This window comes from Xanthomonas sp. NCPPB 4037 (assembly GCF_041475695.2).
In the GTDB taxonomy this organism is placed as follows: Bacteria; Pseudomonadota; Gammaproteobacteria; order Xanthomonadales; family Xanthomonadaceae; genus Xanthomonas; species Xanthomonas campestris.
The window spans coordinates 377,915-394,770 of the sequence record NZ_CM191261.1 but is presented as its reverse complement, the minus strand read 5'-3'; the positions used below and the strand labels follow the sequence as shown (position 1 = coordinate 394,770).

Genomic DNA, 16,856 nt, shown 5'->3' with positions numbered 1-16,856 from the left:
GCGCAGGGTGCGCATTCTAGCGCAGCGCGGTGCAGTCTAGCGATCGTTGCCGGCTCGCGCCCGCACTGCGCTGCAGGCTGGACACCGACGCACTGCTGCGCACGTCGATCCACCAGCGCGACTGGCCGGTGCCACTGGGCACCAGTTGCGCGGGAAAGCCGGCGCTGACCAGGCTGGCCTGGCGCCGCTCTGCACGCTCACGGCTCTGGTACTGCCCCAGCGCGATGCTGTTGTCCTCCCCCTGGGCGATGACGTAGTAGTCGCCGATTCCGGCCGCAGCTATGCGCTTGACCAGCGCCTGCGCCGCGGCGCGGTCGCCGACATTCGGCAGCATCACCCGAAAGGTACTCACTCCCGCATCCTTGTCCTCGCGCACGCTGGCACGGCTGGCCTGCCCGCGCAGTGCGGGCAAGGCCGCATCGGCCTCGGCACGCGCCGGGTACGGCCCCAAGCTGGCACAGCGCTCGGGGGCGGGTGCGGCAACGGCGGGCGGCGGGCTTGCGGCCGGCACCGCTGGGGTGACAGCGGCGGTTGCCGCCGGCTTGGGCGGTGGTGTGTTCTCCACCGCTGCGACAGCCGGCTGCGCCGCAGGGGCCGCCGGGGGCGGCACGGGCGCTGCTGCTGGCGCCACCGTGGCAACGGTGGGTGCGGCAGCAGTGGGCGGCGTGGGCAGCAGTTCCAGCCGCGCCACACCTGCCGGTTGCGACGGCGCCGCCGGCGGGGCAGCGACCGGTTGCAGTGCCCACCACAGCGCCACGCCGGCGTTGAGGATGATCAGGACAACGATGAGTGCGCGTACGTACATGCGGCCGATTCTACGGCGCGGCCGAATGCGTCGCCCAGGTCGCCAGGCCGTCCAGCACCAAAGCGGCGCGGAACTCGGCCGTGGGCAGCAACGGCAGCAACGGCGGCGCGCCACCGCCGTGCACCAGCAAGCGCACCGGCATGCCAAGGGTGCGCGCGGCGTGTTGCAGGCTGCGTTCGATCAAGGCCACCGCCGCGCCATCGCAGCCGGAGGTCAGCGCATCGTCGGTGTCGTTGGCCAGTTCGGCATAGGCACCCCCGGTAGGCGGCAACTGCACAGCACGCGCATGCAGCGCCTCGCGCATGGTGGTCGGCGAGGCAGCGATCCGCCCGCCGTGATGCTGGCCGTCTGCGCCCAGCACGTCGATGGTCAGCGCGGTGCCGACCCCGGCCACCAGCACCGGCGCATTACCGCGCGCGCCCAGCAGGGCCAGGAAGCGGTCCACCCCGAACCGGCTCGGGTCGGCATAGGCAATCCGCACGCCGGCACAGGCAGCGGCGGTGCGCACCACCCGCACCTGCTCGAAGCGCGTGCGCAGGCTGGCCAGCACGCGCTCGGTCAGACCCGCTGCGGCCACGCTGGCCACGTGCGCAACCTTGCCCGACGGCAGCGCCGACAACGCGGCGCTATCCATCGCCTCGGCACCGTGCGCCCAGGCCTGCACATCGCCGGCGCGATGGCCGTCCAGCGGCGCGTATTTGAAACGCGAATTACCCAGGTCGAACAGCCACTCACTCATGCAGGTCTCACGCTCACTTCTCCGGAGTGGAACAGGCGCACATCGCTGCCGATCTGCACACGCAGCGCGCCATCGGCCGCCAGGCCAAGCGCGGTGCCGCGGTGCAGGCTGCCGGCCTCCTCCACCTGCACCGCGCGCCCGCTCAGCAGGTCCAGCGCGGCATAGCGGGTCAGGAACGGGGCCAGCCCCTGCGCCTCGAACAACGCCAGCGCCGGGATCAGCCCGGACAGCACGGCCGCCACCATCTGGTCGCGCGACACCGGCCGGCCGGCCAGGGTATCCAGGTCCACCCAGGGCTGGTCGATGCTGGCAGCCGCAGCCGGCGGCATGTGCACATTCAACCCCAGCCCGATCACCGCGCGCGCATTGCCGGCCATCTCACCGCCACCTTCGATCAACAGGCCGCCGAGCTTGCGCCCGCGGGCCAGCAGGTCGTTGGGCCACTTCAGCCCGACTTCATCGAACCCACACCCGCGCAAGGCCTCGGCCACTGCCACTCCGACCGCCAGGCTCAAGCCGGCCAGCTGACCGAGCCCACCGCTGAAGCGACGCGATGCCGACAGGTACAGGTGCGCGCCCAACGGCGAGGCCCATTGCCGGCCCCGGCGACCGCGCCCGCCGGTCTGCCGCTCGGCCAGCAACACAGACACGCCGTGTTCCGGCGCCGGGCGCGCCAGCAGCGTGGTGTTGGTGGATTCCAGCGTCCAGGCCACCTCCAGCGCCGCCAGCCCGGCGGCGGCATCGGCTTGCAGGGCGGCGCGGACGCGCTGGGCGTCGAGCAGGTCCAGCGGCGCCGCAAGCTGGTAGCCCTCGCCGGCCTGGCCGTCGATCGCAACCCCGGCCGCGCGCAGATTCTGAATGCGCTTCCACACCGCGGCGCGGGTCAGCCCGGCCTCGCGCGCCAGCGTGTCGCCGGAGAGCCGGCCAGTCGCAAGTTTGGCCAGCAACGCGCGGTCGTCCACGGCAAGGTCCCCAAATCGATCCGTGAAATTATGCGCCAAGCTCCCCCAGGCGCCCAGCGCGGCTTGCGTGATGGAGTGAAAACCACGTTATGATCGGGGACTTACGCCGCTTGCCCTGGATGTGGACGATGCGCCGACTCACGCTCTGCCTGCTCTTGTTGTTGGCTCCGCTCGCCGCTCTGGCAACGGACCAGCTGGCCGACGGCGATCATGAGAGCTGCGTCAGCAGCAACTCGGCAGCACGCGGCAGAACGCCAAATGGCGAGGCACCCGCCGCGTCGCGCGCACCAGCCCACAAGCCTGCACCCGCCTCCAATGGCGGCGGTGGCGAAGGCGATGCGCTGTTCCCGCGCATGCGCATGATGCCGCGCTGGCACAGCTTCCTGCCGGGCATGTTCCGCTGATCCAGTGGGTGTTGCGCTGGCTACGCCGGCCACCTGCTGCCCTTGACGATGCACTGTGGCAGGCGGTCTGTACCGACTGCGCCTGGGTTGCCGCGCTCGATCCGCCGCGGCAACACCGCCTGCGTGCACTGACCACGCAATTCCTGCAGCAAAAGACCATTTCGCCGGTGCATGGGCTGACCCTGACCCCGCACGATGCCGTGCTGCTGGCGGCCACCTGTTGCCTGACGCTGTTGAACATCGGCGCCGCCGGCTGGCGCGGCTGGTCGCATTGATCGTGTATCCGGATGCCTTCCGCGTGCAGCGCACCCACATGGATGCGGCCGGTGTCATGCATGCCTGGGACGACACCCTGATCGGCGAGGCCTGGGAGCATGGCCCGCTGATCGTCAGTTGGGCCGATGTGCAGGCCGATCTGGCCGACCCCACCGCCGGTTTCAACGTGGTGGTGCACGAGATGGCGCACAAGCTCGATGCACTGGATGGCGCGCTCGACGGCACGCCGCCGCTGCCGGCAGCGCAGTACCGCGACTGGGCACGCGATTTCCAGCAGGCCTATACCGCGTTCTGCCGCCAGGTTGACGCCGGCACACAGACCGACATCGACCCGTATGCCGCCGAAGCGCCCGAAGAATTCTTCGCCGTGCTCAGTGAGTATCACTTCTCCGCACCGCAGGTGATCGCACGCGAGATGCCGCGCGTGGCCGCACACTTAGCCCGTTTCTACGGCGCCTCGCCGTTCGCGCACACGCCGCCAGACTGAAGTAACACGACGGCCACGGCATCGCTTGCGATCACTGCCGCAGTGCCGGCAACGCACGCGCCTGATACGCCGTGCCGCAGGTTCTGCATCATCGTGACTGCATTGGTTTACTGCCTTAGACCAGCCCAAGATCGCGCGGCCTGGCGCCGGGGAATACCCGCTCCAACTGCGATGGCGACAGCCCCCACAGCCGGCCCAACAGGCCACCAAACAGGTCGCGGTAATTGTTGAGTACCGGGTAATCGCGGTTCTGCAGCAGTTGCGCCTGCGCCACCGCGACCTGCTCGCCGGCGATGCGCCCGCCATGCACAGCGCCGCCCAGCACCCAGTACGCAGTGCCGTGACCATGATCGGTGCCCTTGCTGCCGTTTTCGCGGAAGGTGCGTCCGAACTCGGAAATCACCACCACCACGGTGTCCTGCCATGCCGGCCCCAGCGCGTCCGCATAGGCGGCCAGGCCCTGCCCGAGGTTACGCAGGTTATTGGCCAGCCCACCTTCGACGCTGCCCTGGTTGGCATGCGTGTCCCATCCACCGACATCCACAAATCCCAGGCGGTAGCGGTCGCGCATCAGGGTCGCCATGCGCCGGGTCTCGTCGGCAAAGGTGCGTGCGCTGGCCGCACCGCGGCCGGCCTGTTCCATTTCCTCGCGCAGTTGGGTGGTCACCTGCTGCCGCAACGCCAGGCCATCGCGCGCGGCCGCGGCCAACGGCGTGGCGCCATACATCTGCGCCAGGATCTGCGCCTGGCGGTCATCGAGGCCGCGCTTGCCAATGCCCTTGAGCGAGACATTCGGCAGATCGCCTGCGCCCTGGAACGTCAGCGGCAAAGAGTCGGTAAAGGCGATCGCCGGCACCCCGCTGAGCACACCCGACAATCGCGCCATGAAGCCGGAGCGGTAATCGCGGCGCTGCGTGGCCACCTGGCCCGATTCGATATCGTCCTGGGTTTCGAAATGGCTACGCGACAGATCATCGGTACCGGCGAACGGCACGAACGCTAGTTGCTTGCGTTGCCACAGTGGCAGCAATGACTCACCCACTACCGGGTTGAGACCCCACTGGGCATCAAGTGCCAGCGCGCTGCGCGGATTGCTTGTGTCTGGCCGGGCGATCGCCAGCGTCGGACGCGCCTGGTAATAGAAATCGCTGCCATGCGGCACCAACAGATTGTTGCTGTCGTAGCCGCCGCGCAGGAACACCACCAGCATGCGTGCGCTGTCGCGTGGGGCAGCAAACAGGCGGCCGCTCCACGGCAGACTCGCGGCGGCAGCGGAGGCTAGCAAAAATTGACGTCGTTGCATCGGTGCACTCCCGCTCAGCGATAGTTGAAATCCGGCGAAGACAGCAAGAACCCATTCCACTCCTGCGGTGTGCGCGCCTGCTCCAGCGCCTGGCGCGTCTGCACCGACAGCGACGGTTGCAGCCAGCGGTACGCAGGGCGCGCATCGATGCGCGTCAGTGGTGGTTTGCGCGCGTTGCTCAGCTCTTGCGGCACATCGTCACCTTGAAACAATTGCACCGGTGCGCTGCCCAGCGTGCGTGCCACTTCGAACCGACGCGCCAGCTGCCCGGAACTGGTCCAGGCCTGCGATTGCAGCGACCATCCATCCGGCGTGATCCGCCCGAACAATGGCTCACCGAGTTGCTGCACCCAGCTCACCATCGGCGCGGCATTGGTGATGACTTCCCCGTCGTAGGCAAGTCGCATCGCCGATACCACCAGACGATTCGGGTCCTTGAATTTGCGCGGTTGCGCAGTGGCAAATTCCGGTGCGGCGAGCATGGTCTGCATCACTTGGGCGATGTCGCCGTCGCTGCGCTGGAACGTGGCGGCCATGCGCTTCACCAACGCCGCAGGCGGCTTGTCGCTGACGAAGTATTCGGCGAGCTTGTGCGAAATGAATTGCGCACACGCCGGCTGCCGCACCAGCAGTTGCACGGCCCGTTCGATCTCATCCAGGCCGCCACCGGCAATGCGCTGACCCAGCAAGGTCTTGTCGCCAGGCTGATGACGGGCCGGGTTGAATTCGAACAGCCCCTTGCGCACGACCTGTGCCTGATCCTTGGCGGGCGGCAGCACCAAGCCTTCGCGTTTGACCTGCACCAGGCCGGCGCCAGTGAGTATCAAGGCCAGCTGCTGCACATCCTGCTGCGTGTAGCCGCCATCCACGCCGAGCGTATGCAGCTCCATCAGCTCACGCGCGTAGTTCTCGTTGACCTTGCCCTTGGCATTCTTGGCGTTGTCCAGATACTCCAGCATCGCCGGGCTCTGCAGCGTGGCCATCACCAGATCGGCGAACTTGCCGGTGGCATTGGGGCGGATGGCCGTTTCCATGTAATCGGCCGCCATCCACTTCACGCGGCCCTTGTCGGCATACACGCTGAAATGATTGAGCCAGAACCACACCAGTTGCTCGCGCATCTGATCCGGCGCATACACCGCGCGCAATAATTGCGCCTGGCGCGCCTGGGTGAGCATCTGCCCACCGCGCGCGCGCCACTGTTTGCTCGCGGCCACCTTGTCATCGCCCTCGGGCATCGCCTGCAAGCGCGCCTTGTCGGCCTCGTATTGCACCAGCAAGGTGTCGAGCGGGGTATGCAACGCATCGAACTGCTGCAGCTGCGCGCGCACCGGTGCAGGCAACGCTGCATCGTCGCTGGCTTGCAGCAGGGCCGCGCTGTAACGCGCCTGGCCCAGCCGCTGCAACTGCGCCACGTTCTCCGCACTGGCGCCGTAGGTGGCGCGCTGCAGCCATTGCAGTTGCTGCGGTGTCAGCGCCGGCGCGGCGGTGGCCACCGCGCTGCAGACAAACAGGCAGCCCGCGGCAAACACGCCAACCCAATCGCGGCGGCACATCGCCAGCGTGGACGTGGCAGCTTCACTCTGCATGGCGTCGCTCTCCATCGTGGCGGCCGAATACCGGCCCAGTATGGTCAAGGCAACGCGCGAGGCGTTAAACGGTTGTCGGTGCGCCGCGCGGCAGTCGCAACGGGTTCATGCAACCGTGGGGGTCAGTTACAAGCCTGGCGGCAGGGTGACTTCGAAGCGTGCGCCGCCCAACTCCTGCGAGCGCAGCACCTGCAGCTCGCCGCGGTAGGCCTTGATCAGGTCCTGCACGATCGACATGCCGATGCCATGACCCTGCACGCGCTCATCGCCACGCACACCGCGCTGCAGGATCTTGGCCACATCTTCCGGCGCAATGCCGGGGCCATCGTCTTCCACCGACAAAATCATGCCGGCGCGGCGGCTGCCGGTGGTCGGGCCCGGCTGCGCGGTCAGCAGCACGCGGCTGCGCGCCCACTTGAAGCCGTTCTCCAGCAGGTTGCCCAACAGCTCCTGCAAGTCACCAGGCTCGCCGTGGAAACGCGCATCGGGCGAAATATCGAATTCGCACAATACACCCTTGGCCGCGTAGACCTTTTCCAGGCCACGCACGATTTCCTCGGCGGTTGGCTCGATCGGCAATGGCGCGGCAAACAGCTTGTGGCCGCTGGAAGCAGCGCGCGCCAACTGGTAGGACACCAGATCGTTCATGCGGCGCAGTTGCACGTCCATTTCTTCGTGCAAATCGCGCTCGGAGGCGCCGCTGTCCAATTGGGTGCGCAGCACTGCCAGCGGCGTTTTCAGGCTATGCGCCAGATCGGCCAGCGTGTTGCGCTGGCGATCCAGGTTGTCGCGCTCACTTTCGATGAAGGCGTTGATGCTTTCGGTCAGCGGTTCGAGCTCGCGTGGATGCTGTTCGCTCATGCGCTGAATCTCGCCGCGCTGCACCTTGGTCAGCTCGTTGATCACTCGCCGCAGCGGGCGCAGGCTCCACTGCAGGATGAAGGCCTGCAACACCAGCAGCACCACACCGGCACTGCCCAGGTAGAACCACACCGCGCCGCGGAACACGCGCAACTGCGCGCCCATCGAGCGCGCATCTTCCATCACATAAATGGTGTACGGGATCTCGCCGCCGTTCTCGCGCTCGACATAGCTCACGCCCAGGCCGTAGCGATAGACCTGCCCAAGGCTGCCGTCGATCTGGGTCATTTCCAACGGGCCGATGAATTCTTCCTGCCGCGGCTCCAGCATGCGCCCATGCGGAATGCTCGGTCCCTCGGCCGATACGGACGTATAGCTTTCATCAGGGCGCACCACTTCTACATACAGCCCGCCGCCCGGCACGTCGAAGCGCGGGTCCGGCGGCTGGCCGCCGAGATACAGCGAGCCATCGCGGACGAAGTCGATGTTGTAGGTGTAGGCGTTGGCGTAGTTCTTCAGCCGCTCACGCAGATTTTTTTCTGCAGTGTCGGCAAACGCCACGTCGAGGGCGTAGCCAGCCAAGGCCAGAAAGGCCACCAGACTGAGGCTGGCGGCCAGCAGCTGGCGGGCCTGCAACGAGCGCGGCCGCCAGCGCCGATACCACTTGGAACGTCCCGACACTGGCCGATCGCCGCTGCGCTGACTCAGCCTTCGGTACGCGGGATGGCGAAGCGGTAGCCGCGGCCGCGCACGGTCTCGATCGGCTTCAACTCACCATCCGGGTCGAGCTTCTTGCGCAGGCGACCGATGAACACTTCCAGCACGTTGGAATCGCGGTCGAAATCCTGCTGATAGATATGCTCGGTGAGGTCGGCCTTGGAGACCAGTTCGCCGGCATGCATCATCAGGTATTCCAGCACCTTGTACTCGTAGCTGGTCAGATCCACGTTAGCGCCGTTGACGCTGACCGTCTGCGCAGCAAGATCCAGGGCCACCGGGCCGCATTCCAGCGTCGGCTTGCTCCAGCCGGCCGCACGACGCAGCAGCGCATTGACGCGCGCCAGCAACTCTTCGACGTGGAACGGCTTGACCAGGTAATCGTCGGCACCCTGCTTGAGGCCTTCCACCTTGTCCTGCCAGCTCGAACGCGCGGTCAGGATCAGTACGGGGAATTTCTTGCCCTCGTCGCGCAGCGCCTTGATCAATTCCATGCCCGACATCTTGGGCAGCCCGAGGTCGATGATGCCGACATCGAACGGCACTTCACGGCCCATGTAGAGACCTTCTTCGCCGTCCTGTGCAGCGTCAACAGCAAAGCCTTCGCGCTTCAAGCGCGCGGCAAGGGTCTCGCGCAGCGGAGCTTCGTCTTCGACCAAAAGGATACGCATGCACTCTCCCTACTTACGTTGTGTGGCCACAGGCCAGGGGATTTATGTCACTGAACGCAGAAGTATCTGCGCTTACTGGTGATCGGCGCGTGGTGGTGGAGGCGCGTCGGACGGAGATGGTGCCGGGCTGCGTGCATTGGCCGGCGGTGGACCGCCCTGCCCGCCTTCGGGGTGGTAGACGATATGCACGCGGCCGCGTTCGTCCATGTACTTGACGCGCGTCAGCCGGCTATCGCCAAACGGAACACTCTCCGCACCAAGAATCTGTCCACCGGTAGACCGCTGCACGCGGCGAATGGTGTCCGAAAAAGAACGGCTGTCGCGCGGGCCAACGCCTTCGCGACCGGCCTGCGCCATCGGATATCCCTGCCCCCACGCGGACGGCGCGACCACAGCAACCCAGAGGGCCACCAGGGCGAGACGACGGGACGTGTGGAAGGGCTGGGTCACGGATGAATCCTAGCGGGTTGTTCAGGAACATTCAAAATTCGTGAAACCGGCACCGTGTCACACCGATGCCAGCCGCAGAAATCGAGCCAAATTCTTGATTTTTCGGGGTGAATCCGATCTGAACTTTTTAGCTCGGTGTTAACGCCATTCAGTGAAATGAACATCTAAGTGGCAATTCCGGGAAAGAATGAGAGTGGATATCTGGCGCAATCGCGGTGGCGCATACCGCTGGCAGCCTCAACCGTACAGCAGCCGCCCATGCCCGAAGATTGCAAAAACCGGGCCGAACTTTCGTCCTGGAGGTGCCGACTGTTCAGGCAGCAATACGCCGCGCCTGATCGTCGGTGCGCTGCAATGCCTGCTCCACCAGCTCCCAACCCGCGCCGGGGCGGTGGGCGCCCTCGCTCAGCACTTGGCGGAATACCCGGCCGCCGGGCTGCCCGTGGAACAAGCCGAGGATGTGCCGGGTCATGTGCTTCAGGGCCAGCCCCTGATCCAGTTGCGCCTGCACGTAGGGCTGGTAGGCCTGCAGCAGGTCTGCGCGCGCGCGCTCGGGGCGCCCGGACAAGGCCGCCTCCAGCTGATGCAGCACGTACGGGTCGTGATAGGCGGCCCGGCCCAGCATCACTCCGTCGGTGTGCTGCAGATGTGCCAGGGAGGCCTCGACGCTGGCGATGCCGCCATTGAGCACCACCGGCAAGGCCGGCCGCTCCTGCTTGAGGCGGTAGGCCCAGTCGTACCGTAACGGCGGGACTTCGCGGTTCTCTTTCGGCGACAGGCCCTTGAGCCAGGCGTTGCGCGCGTGCACCACCACCATGGCGGCGCCGGCGCCGACCACCTGGTCGATGAAGCCGGCAAACACGGCGTAGTCGTCATCGTCGTCCACACCCAGGCGGCACTTGACCGTAACCGGCAGGGCGGTGGCCGCGCACATGGCCGCGACGCAGTCCGCCACCAGCGCCGGCTCGCGCATCAGGCAGGCGCCAAAGCGCCCGGCCTGCACCCGATCGGATGGGCAGCCGCAATTGAGATTGATCTCGTCATAACCCCACGCCTGGGCGATCTGCGCCGCCTGCGCGAGCAACGCAGGATCGCTGCCGCCCAGTTGCAGGGCCAGCGGGTGCTCGACCGCATCGAAGCCGACCAGGCGCTGGCGATCGCCATGGATCACCGCATTGGCGTGCACCATTTCCGTGTACAGCCGCGCCGACGGCGCCAGCAGCCGGTGGAAGACCCGGCAATGGCGGTCGGTCCAGTCCATCATCGGGGCGACGGACAGGCGCAGGGAATCGGCATACGCAGCGGGAGGGGGCAGAGTCATCGACGGTGGGCCGCGCAACCGGCGGCCTGGAATGCGGAGCAGGATCAACAGCTTACACGGCAGGCGCTGAATCTGCGGCAGCGCGGCGTGCATGCTGGCGCCCTTGCTGTCGGGCCCTGCTCGAGAATCAGCTGTTCGCTGCGCTATGTGATCGCCCCTACCTGCTGGCCGAGTTCGAACAGTACGCGTGCTTGTGGATCCCGCTGGTGACGCGCTGTGGCGGCCAGCATCATGGCGACTTCCTGCCGTTCGAAGGGGGGAACCACAGCGCGCTGGCGTTGTTTTCGTCCCGTCGCTTGCCGCGTACGAGCGCTATCGGAGCGCTTCGCTAGAGGAAGCCGAGTGCCTGGCGGCGTTTGCGTATGCCGAGCGCACGCGGTGCATCATCAGTGACGAGCGGAGCTTCTTTCGTCCGCTACTGGGGGGTGAGCGCTGCGGCGCTCCCCATCACCATCCGCCTCAGCTGCGGATGCTGGCACGTTCTTCAACGCTCAGCGGCTTGCCGAGTGCGTGGTACGAGGCGACCAGCGTGATCAGGGCGGTGCCCATCACGGTGTAGAAGCTCCACGACTTGGCCAGCAGATGCACCTGACCGAACACCAGGGCCACGACAGCTGTCGCGGTGCACAGCACCATGGCCAGCAGGGACATCAGAAACGGGATGGAGGGATCGAGCTTCATGGTCCGGGGGTTCCAGGGTGCGATAGCTCCAGCATCGGCGTTCGCCGACCTTTCTTGAAGGATTTTTTGAGGTTTTTCTCGCTGCTTTTTTTGCAAGTCAGCGGGCGCTCAGATAAATGTCAAACCCTTGGCGTGCAAGGGTTTGCGCGTCAGAAATTCCCTGACAGCAGCGCAGAAAAACGACCACGCGTGTCGGCATTCCAACGCACGCGCGGCGGAAAACCGACGGCGTTGTTGGTGAGGTTTGGTCGGCGGAAATCGGGGGGGTAGACGGGCTGCGCGCCACCGTGGATGTCTATGCCGGAGCGCCAGATCATTGCGACGGTGCAAAGAGGAGCCAGCAGCAGGGACCCTCATCCCTGGCTGTCGCCTGGCGTGTTGCAGGGGCAGGGCGACATCACCACCCCCGAAGGCCGCCTGCGGGATCGTTCGGCACGCACACGAACGATTACCCTCTCGCACGCTGAAGCGCTGCTGCGCCTTCAGCGTGTCGGCGCGGTGGCGAATTCGCCGCGTTGCAGCTTGGTCACTTCATTGCCCTGCGCATCCTTGATGCTCAGGTCCGCTCCCTTGGCGGCGAGATCCTTGAGCACATCGGTGCGCTGGAACAGCGCGGCGTACATCGCCGCGGTCTGGCCGGCATTGTTGCGCTGGTCCGGGGCGCAGTCGGCCTGCATCAGCCGCTTGGCGATGGCCAGCTCGCCCTTGAAGATCGCGCCCATCAGCGCGGTGTTGCCACGCTTGTCCTGCGCACACGGGTCCGCGCCGGCCTGCAGTAACTGCTCCACTGCCGGGGCCTGGCCGTGATACGCGGCCAGGATCAACGCGGTGTAACCCTTTTCGTCGCGCGTATTGAGGTCGTAATGCGAGCGGATGAACTCGCGCAGCATGTCCTGACGCCCCTCACGCGCGGCGTCGAAGAAGTAGGTCTGCAGCTGTGTCTTGATCTGTGCAGGCGTTGCCGCCGCGGTCGGCGCCTTGGTGGCGACCGGTGCCGGCGAGGCAGCGTTGGCGGTCACGGCCAACGCCGACCACGCTAAAAACAACAGAGTGCGCATCTCGCTCTCCCGAAACGAAGGACGGCACCGCGGCATGGCGCCGCGATGCCGTCGGGTGGATCAGTCCTGCAGGGTCGACGCGAGCTGCTTCACGCGCGCCAGATCGCCCTTGGCCACGCGGGTGACACCGGCGCCGTACTCGGGGTCGGCCTTGTACAGGAACGACAGCACCAGGTGCTTGCTCTCGGTGTCGGTGGTGGCCAGCGACTCGCCAAAACTCTGCACCAGATCGGCGCGATCCTTCTTGCTGTAGGACCGATACAACTCACCGGCCTGCTTGAAGTTCTGCTCGCGGGTGATCTTGGCCTGCTGGGTGGTGCCCGACAACGGCAGCTCGCTGTAACGCGCGGCGGTGTCCTGCGGACGCGGTTCCAAACGGCTCGGCTCGTAGTTCACGCCGCTGGTGGTGTGCCCGGTGTTGGCTTCGCCGTCCTGGTTGCCATTGTTGACGGCCACGCGCGGACGGTTGACCGGCAGGCTCAGGCCATTGGTGCCGATGCGGTACAGCTGCGTGTCGGCGTACGAAAAGATACGGCCCTGCAGCAGGCGGTCTTCCGAGGGTTCGATACCCGGCACCAGATTGGCCGGCGCCATCGCGACCTGTTCGGTCTCCTGGAAGAAGTTGTCGACGTTCTTGTTCAATACCATCTGGCCGACCTTCTGCTCCGGCACATCCGGCCAGATCTTGGTGGCATCGAGTGGGTCGAAATCAAACTTGGCCAGGTCGTCCGGCTTGAGCACCTGCACGTACAGATCCCACTTCGGGTAATCGCCCTTCTTGATCGCGCCGACCAGATCGTTGGTCAGATGGCTGTAGTCCTTGGCCTGCACCGCGGCGACCTGCTTGGGGTCGAGATTCTTGATGCCCTGCAGCGTCTTCCAGTGGAACTTGACGTAATGCACTTCGCCCTGCGCGTTGACCAGCTTGTAGGCGTGCACGCCGTTGCCATCCATGAAGCGATAGCCGGCCGGGGTGCCTTCATTGGAATACAGCAGGGTCAGCGTGCGGGTGGATTCGGGCACGTGCGAGAAGAAATCGAAACGACGCGAATCATCGTCCAGGTTGGTGCGCGGATCCGGCTTGAACGCGTGGACCATGTCGGGGAACTTGATCGCGTCGCGGATGAAGAAGGTGGGGAAGTTGTTGCCGACCAGATCCCAGTTGCCTTCGCTGGTGTAGAACTTGGTGGCGAAGCCGTGCGGGTCGCGCAGCGTTTCCGGCGAATGGTTGCCGTGCACCACCGAGGAGAACCGCACGAACACCGGAGTTTTTTCGCCGGCGCTGAACACCTTGGCCTTGGTCAGGTTGGAAAGATCGGCAGTGGCGGTGAACTCGCCTTTGACGCCGGTGCCGCGCGCATGCACCACGCGCTCGGGAATGCGCTCGCGATCGAAGCGCTGCAGCTTCTGGATCAGTTGCACGTCCTGCAGCAACGTCGGGCCGGTGGCACCGGCGGTCTGCGAATTCTGGTTGTCACCGACCTTGGCGCCGTTGTCGCGGGTCAGGACGGATTGGGCGAAGACCGGCGGGGCGATCAGCGTGGGGGCTAGCAGGGCTAGCACCATGAGGGATCCAGGGCGCATGGCGTCAGCTCAAGTTGAAGGTGCTGAATCATGGCTAGCCAGCTGATGCGTGAGAAGTCGTTAGTTCTGATCGCTGCGATAGGGGAACATGATGATGACTGCGTAGCGTGATATGCATCGCCAAATGCATCGGCAGCGTGTTGCAGATCGTCGCTGCACGCTTCGTCTTTGCGTTGAGCATCTCGCGGCGATGGTCGGCGGCTGCCGTGCGCTGCGTGCGCTGCGCGCTATGAATGCTGCGCTGCACGCGCGCGGCTTGGTCAAGACGGTGGCTTACTTGGCAGGCCTGATCAAGGCAGCGATACTCGGGTGTGCGTTCGAATAACGAAGCAGGCACCGCATTTCTCAAACGCGCGACAGCGACATGCGGTGCGCTTGCGAGACGCACGCTCCAGCGGGCTGCTCGCTTCTTGCATGGAAGCAGGCTGTTTCGCCTGCATCACCTCACGACACGCCTGCCCAGCTGCCACTGATGCCGCAACGATCACCATGGCTGCGCGCGAGACTAGCTCACGCCCACCTCGTCAAGGCAGCAGTGTGGTGCATGGATGTGCATGTGCCTGGCATCGCGCATCCATCCGCCGCGCCGCGCGCCGCGCGCATCCGTCAAGCGCACAGGCGATGCACTTACACCCAGCTCAGCGCCCGATCACCCGCTTGAACGGCGGCAGCGCATCGAGGATGCGTTTGCCATAGCGGCGCGTGAGCAGGCGCGAATCGAGGATGATGACGCGGCCGTGGTCGTTGGAACTGCGGATCAAACGGCCAGCAAACTGGGTGAGCGTGCGCAGTGCGTGCGGGATGGCGATCAGGTTGAACGCGTTGTGGCCGCGGCTTTCCAGCCACTCGCTCAAGGTGGAGGTCTGCGGGTCGGTGGGCACGGCGAACGGCACCTGGGTGATCACCACCGTGGTGCAGGCTTCGCCGGGCAGATCCAGACCTTCGCCGAAGGAGTTCAAGCCGAACAGCACCGAGCCCTCGCCTGCCGCGATCCGGCGCAGATGCTCGGTGATCAGTTGCGACTTGTTGCCTTCGCCCTGTACCAGCACGCGGTTGCGCTGGGCCAGCGGCAGCAGGTCGGCAACCTTTTCCATCTTCCAGCGCGAGGTGAACAACACGATGCTTCCCTTGCCGGCCCAGTCCAGTTCGCGCACCAGATATTTGGCGACTTCCTTGGGATGGCCTTCGCGATCGTCGGGAGTGACCGGGAAATTGGGCACGATCAATTCAGCCTGATTGGGCAGATCGAACGGCGAGGCCAGCGAGGCCATTTCGGCATGGTCGGGCAAACCGTTGTCGATGGCGAAGGATTGGAAATCGCCGCCGCCGGTCAGCGTGGCCGAGGTCATCACCACCGAATCGACTTCGTTCCACAGCAGAGTGCGTAGCACCTGGGCGGCGGAGACCGGCGAGCAATGGCAGATCAGATCACCATCGCGCGAGAGCGTGATCCAGCGCGCCATCGGCGGTTGTCCGTCCTTGTCTTCGCGGCGCCAACCGCTCCACAGATTGTGCTGCTGCTCGGCCATTTCCAGCGCCATGCCCAGGCTGCGCTGCAGGCGCTCGCGCGCGGCATCGTCCTGCTTGCCCTTCGCCACGGTGCCGTGTGCGGCGTGCACCCAGTTGAACAGCGCGCGGGTCTCCTCGCCCAGTTCTTCGATCGCCGGGCCCCATTGCGGCGGCAGCTTGCCGTTGGGCGCACGCCACAACGGATCGCGCTCACCGGGTTCGGGCTTCCAGACGCGTTCGACTTCGGTATGGAACGCCTTGAGCAACTTGGACACGCGCGCGGCCACCTCGATGGCTTCGCTGGGCAGCAGGTTGCCGATCTTGTCCTTGTCCACCGCGCGGTACGCGGCGGCGATCAGGATCTGCATGCGGCCGGTGCGCTTGGCCATGTCGTCCAGCGGCAGGTTGGCCGCGCCCTGGTCAATCGCCACGCCGGCAATGTGATGGCCTTCGTCGAGCACCAGCAACATGTCAGACGGCGGCGCAATCAGCGGCTGGCCGTTCTCGGCATCGCCCAGCGACAGCGACGACAGCAACAAGGCGTGATTGGTGACCACAATCTGCGCCTCGCGCACATCGGTGCGCGCCTTGAGCACCGGGCACTGCGCCGCATAGCTGCAGCGACGTCCGGCGCAGCCGGAAGCCGGCGTGGTGACGCGCATGCGCAGCGGCACCGACACCGGCTCCGGGGCGTCGTCCAGGTCACCGTTCCAGGTGCGTGCGGCGTAGGCCTTGGCCAGCCGCTTGGCCAGGTCGGCATCGGCCGGGCTGAGCGGGCGGTCGTACAGCACCTGCTCGTCTTCAAACATGCCGTTCTGGCTGGTTTCGCCTTCCAGCTCGGCGGCATTGCGCGTGCACAGGTACCGGGTGCGGCCCTTGGCCAGCGCGACAGTCGCCTCCAGGCCGGTGGCCTTGAGGAAGGCGGGGATGTCGCGTTCCACCAACTGCGATTGCAGTGCGACCGTGCCGGTGCTGATCACCAGCTTCTTCTTGGTGGCCAGCGCGATCGGCACGCCAGCGGTCAAGTACCCCAGGCTCTTGCCCACGCCGGTCGGTGCCTCGGCCACGCCAATGCCGCCGGAGGTGGCGAGCGCGCGCGACACCAGGCCGATCATCTGGCTCTGCGCGCGGCGGGTGGCGAAGCCGGGTGTATTGGCCTGCAGCTTGGCGTAGGCCTCGCGGATGCCGGCCTTGACCGGCTCGGTCAGGGTGCGCTGGGTAGGAACGGGCGCCGACGGGGCGGCCGGTGTGGCAATGTCACTCATCGCGCTATTTTCGCACGGACCGACGCAGCGCCTGCGACCGCGCCGCGCACCGGCTGAACCGCTGGGCAAAGTGCAAGGATGGCGCGATCAGGCACGCGCTGCGGCGGGCCTGAGCACCACGCGCCACCGGGCCGGCGTGCCGCCAGTTCGGGCGCGATCACCTCCTGTGACTGC

General features: G+C 66.1%; 15 protein-coding genes and 1 pseudogene. 2 read left to right on the top strand and 14 right to left on the bottom strand.

What is annotated here, in order from left to right; genetic code table 11:
- Positions 1 to 16: 16 nt before the first annotated feature.
- The 3 genes from ACCQ01_RS01640 to birA are packed head-to-tail and all read right to left on the bottom strand — an operon-like array spanning position 17 to position 2,506.
- Positions 17 to 805 (bottom strand): SPOR domain-containing protein, encoded by a 789-nt coding sequence (locus ACCQ01_RS01640; protein ID WP_228433160.1) that lies wholly within the window; start codon positions 803 to 805, stop codon positions 17 to 19.
- A 10-nt stretch (positions 806 to 815) separates the two neighbouring features.
- Positions 816 to 1,544, bottom strand: coding sequence for a type III pantothenate kinase (locus ACCQ01_RS01635; protein ID WP_228433161.1), 729 nt, complete (start codon positions 1,542 to 1,544; stop codon positions 816 to 818).
- Positions 1,541 to 2,506, bottom strand: a complete 966-nt coding sequence (birA, locus tag ACCQ01_RS01630) for a bifunctional biotin--[acetyl-CoA-carboxylase] ligase/biotin operon repressor BirA (protein ID WP_228433162.1) — start codon at positions 2,504 to 2,506, stop codon at positions 1,541 to 1,543. The genes ACCQ01_RS01635 and birA overlap by 4 nt, the downstream gene beginning before the upstream one ends.
- An 89-nt stretch (positions 2,507 to 2,595) precedes the next feature.
- Between birA and ACCQ01_RS01625 the strand changes: the two genes are divergently transcribed.
- Together ACCQ01_RS01625 and ACCQ01_RS01620 are read left to right on the top strand one after the other, a co-directional pair.
- A complete protein-coding gene (locus ACCQ01_RS01625; RefSeq protein WP_040942016.1) occupies positions 2,596 to 2,910 on the top strand; it encodes a hypothetical protein in 315 nt (104 codons plus the stop codon).
- A gap of 8 nt (positions 2,911 to 2,918) precedes the next feature.
- Positions 2,919 to 3,673, top strand: a pseudogene (locus ACCQ01_RS01620) (M90 family metallopeptidase).
- A 115-nt stretch (positions 3,674 to 3,788) separates the two neighbouring features.
- Here the strand turns inward: ACCQ01_RS01620 and ACCQ01_RS01615 are convergent.
- The 11 genes from ACCQ01_RS01615 to dinG all read right to left on the bottom strand — a co-directional run bounded on the left by ACCQ01_RS01615 (position 3,789) and on the right by dinG (position 16,682).
- Positions 3,789 to 4,976 (bottom strand): DUF1501 domain-containing protein, encoded by a 1,188-nt coding sequence (locus tag ACCQ01_RS01615; RefSeq protein WP_228433163.1) that lies wholly within the window; start codon positions 4,974 to 4,976, stop codon positions 3,789 to 3,791.
- A gap of 14 nt (positions 4,977 to 4,990) precedes the next feature.
- Positions 4,991 to 6,532, bottom strand: coding sequence for a DUF1800 domain-containing protein (locus tag ACCQ01_RS01610; RefSeq protein WP_228433188.1), 1,542 nt, complete (start codon positions 6,530 to 6,532; stop codon positions 4,991 to 4,993).
- Positions 6,533 to 6,691: 159 nt separating this feature from the next.
- Positions 6,692 to 8,062, bottom strand: a complete 1,371-nt coding sequence (locus ACCQ01_RS01605) for an ATP-binding protein (RefSeq protein WP_172666263.1) — start codon at positions 8,060 to 8,062, stop codon at positions 6,692 to 6,694.
- A gap of 68 nt (positions 8,063 to 8,130) precedes the next feature.
- Positions 8,131 to 8,814: a response regulator transcription factor gene (locus tag ACCQ01_RS01600; protein ID WP_002808458.1), complete on the bottom strand. Its 684-nt coding sequence runs from the start codon at positions 8,812 to 8,814 to the stop codon at positions 8,131 to 8,133.
- A 72-nt stretch (positions 8,815 to 8,886) separates the two neighbouring features.
- Positions 8,887 to 9,207, bottom strand: a complete 321-nt coding sequence (locus ACCQ01_RS01595) for a hypothetical protein (protein ID WP_223648076.1) — start codon at positions 9,205 to 9,207, stop codon at positions 8,887 to 8,889.
- A 370-nt stretch (positions 9,208 to 9,577) separates the two neighbouring features.
- Positions 9,578 to 10,585, bottom strand: a complete 1,008-nt coding sequence (gene dusA, locus ACCQ01_RS01590; RefSeq protein WP_228433164.1) for a tRNA dihydrouridine(20/20a) synthase DusA — start codon at positions 10,583 to 10,585, stop codon at positions 9,578 to 9,580.
- Between the two features lie 459 nt (positions 10,586 to 11,044).
- Positions 11,045 to 11,266, bottom strand: coding sequence for a hypothetical protein (locus ACCQ01_RS01585; protein ID WP_014506215.1), 222 nt, complete (start codon positions 11,264 to 11,266; stop codon positions 11,045 to 11,047).
- Between the two features lie 149 nt (positions 11,267 to 11,415).
- Complete coding sequence (locus ACCQ01_RS01580; RefSeq protein WP_228433165.1) at positions 11,416 to 11,583, bottom strand: hypothetical protein; 168 nt, start codon at positions 11,581 to 11,583, stop codon at positions 11,416 to 11,418.
- A gap of 165 nt (positions 11,584 to 11,748) precedes the next feature.
- A complete protein-coding gene (locus ACCQ01_RS01575) occupies positions 11,749 to 12,324 on the bottom strand; it encodes an ankyrin repeat domain-containing protein (protein WP_115531256.1) in 576 nt (191 codons plus the stop codon).
- A gap of 60 nt (positions 12,325 to 12,384) precedes the next feature.
- Entirely contained in the window at positions 12,385 to 13,890 is a 1,506-nt protein-coding gene (katB, locus tag ACCQ01_RS01570; RefSeq protein WP_014506212.1) for a catalase KatB, read from the bottom strand.
- A 656-nt stretch (positions 13,891 to 14,546) separates the two neighbouring features.
- A complete protein-coding gene (gene dinG, locus ACCQ01_RS01565; protein ID WP_228433166.1) occupies positions 14,547 to 16,682 on the bottom strand; it encodes an ATP-dependent DNA helicase DinG in 2,136 nt (711 codons plus the stop codon).
- Between the last annotated feature and the right edge of the window lie 174 nt (positions 16,683 to 16,856).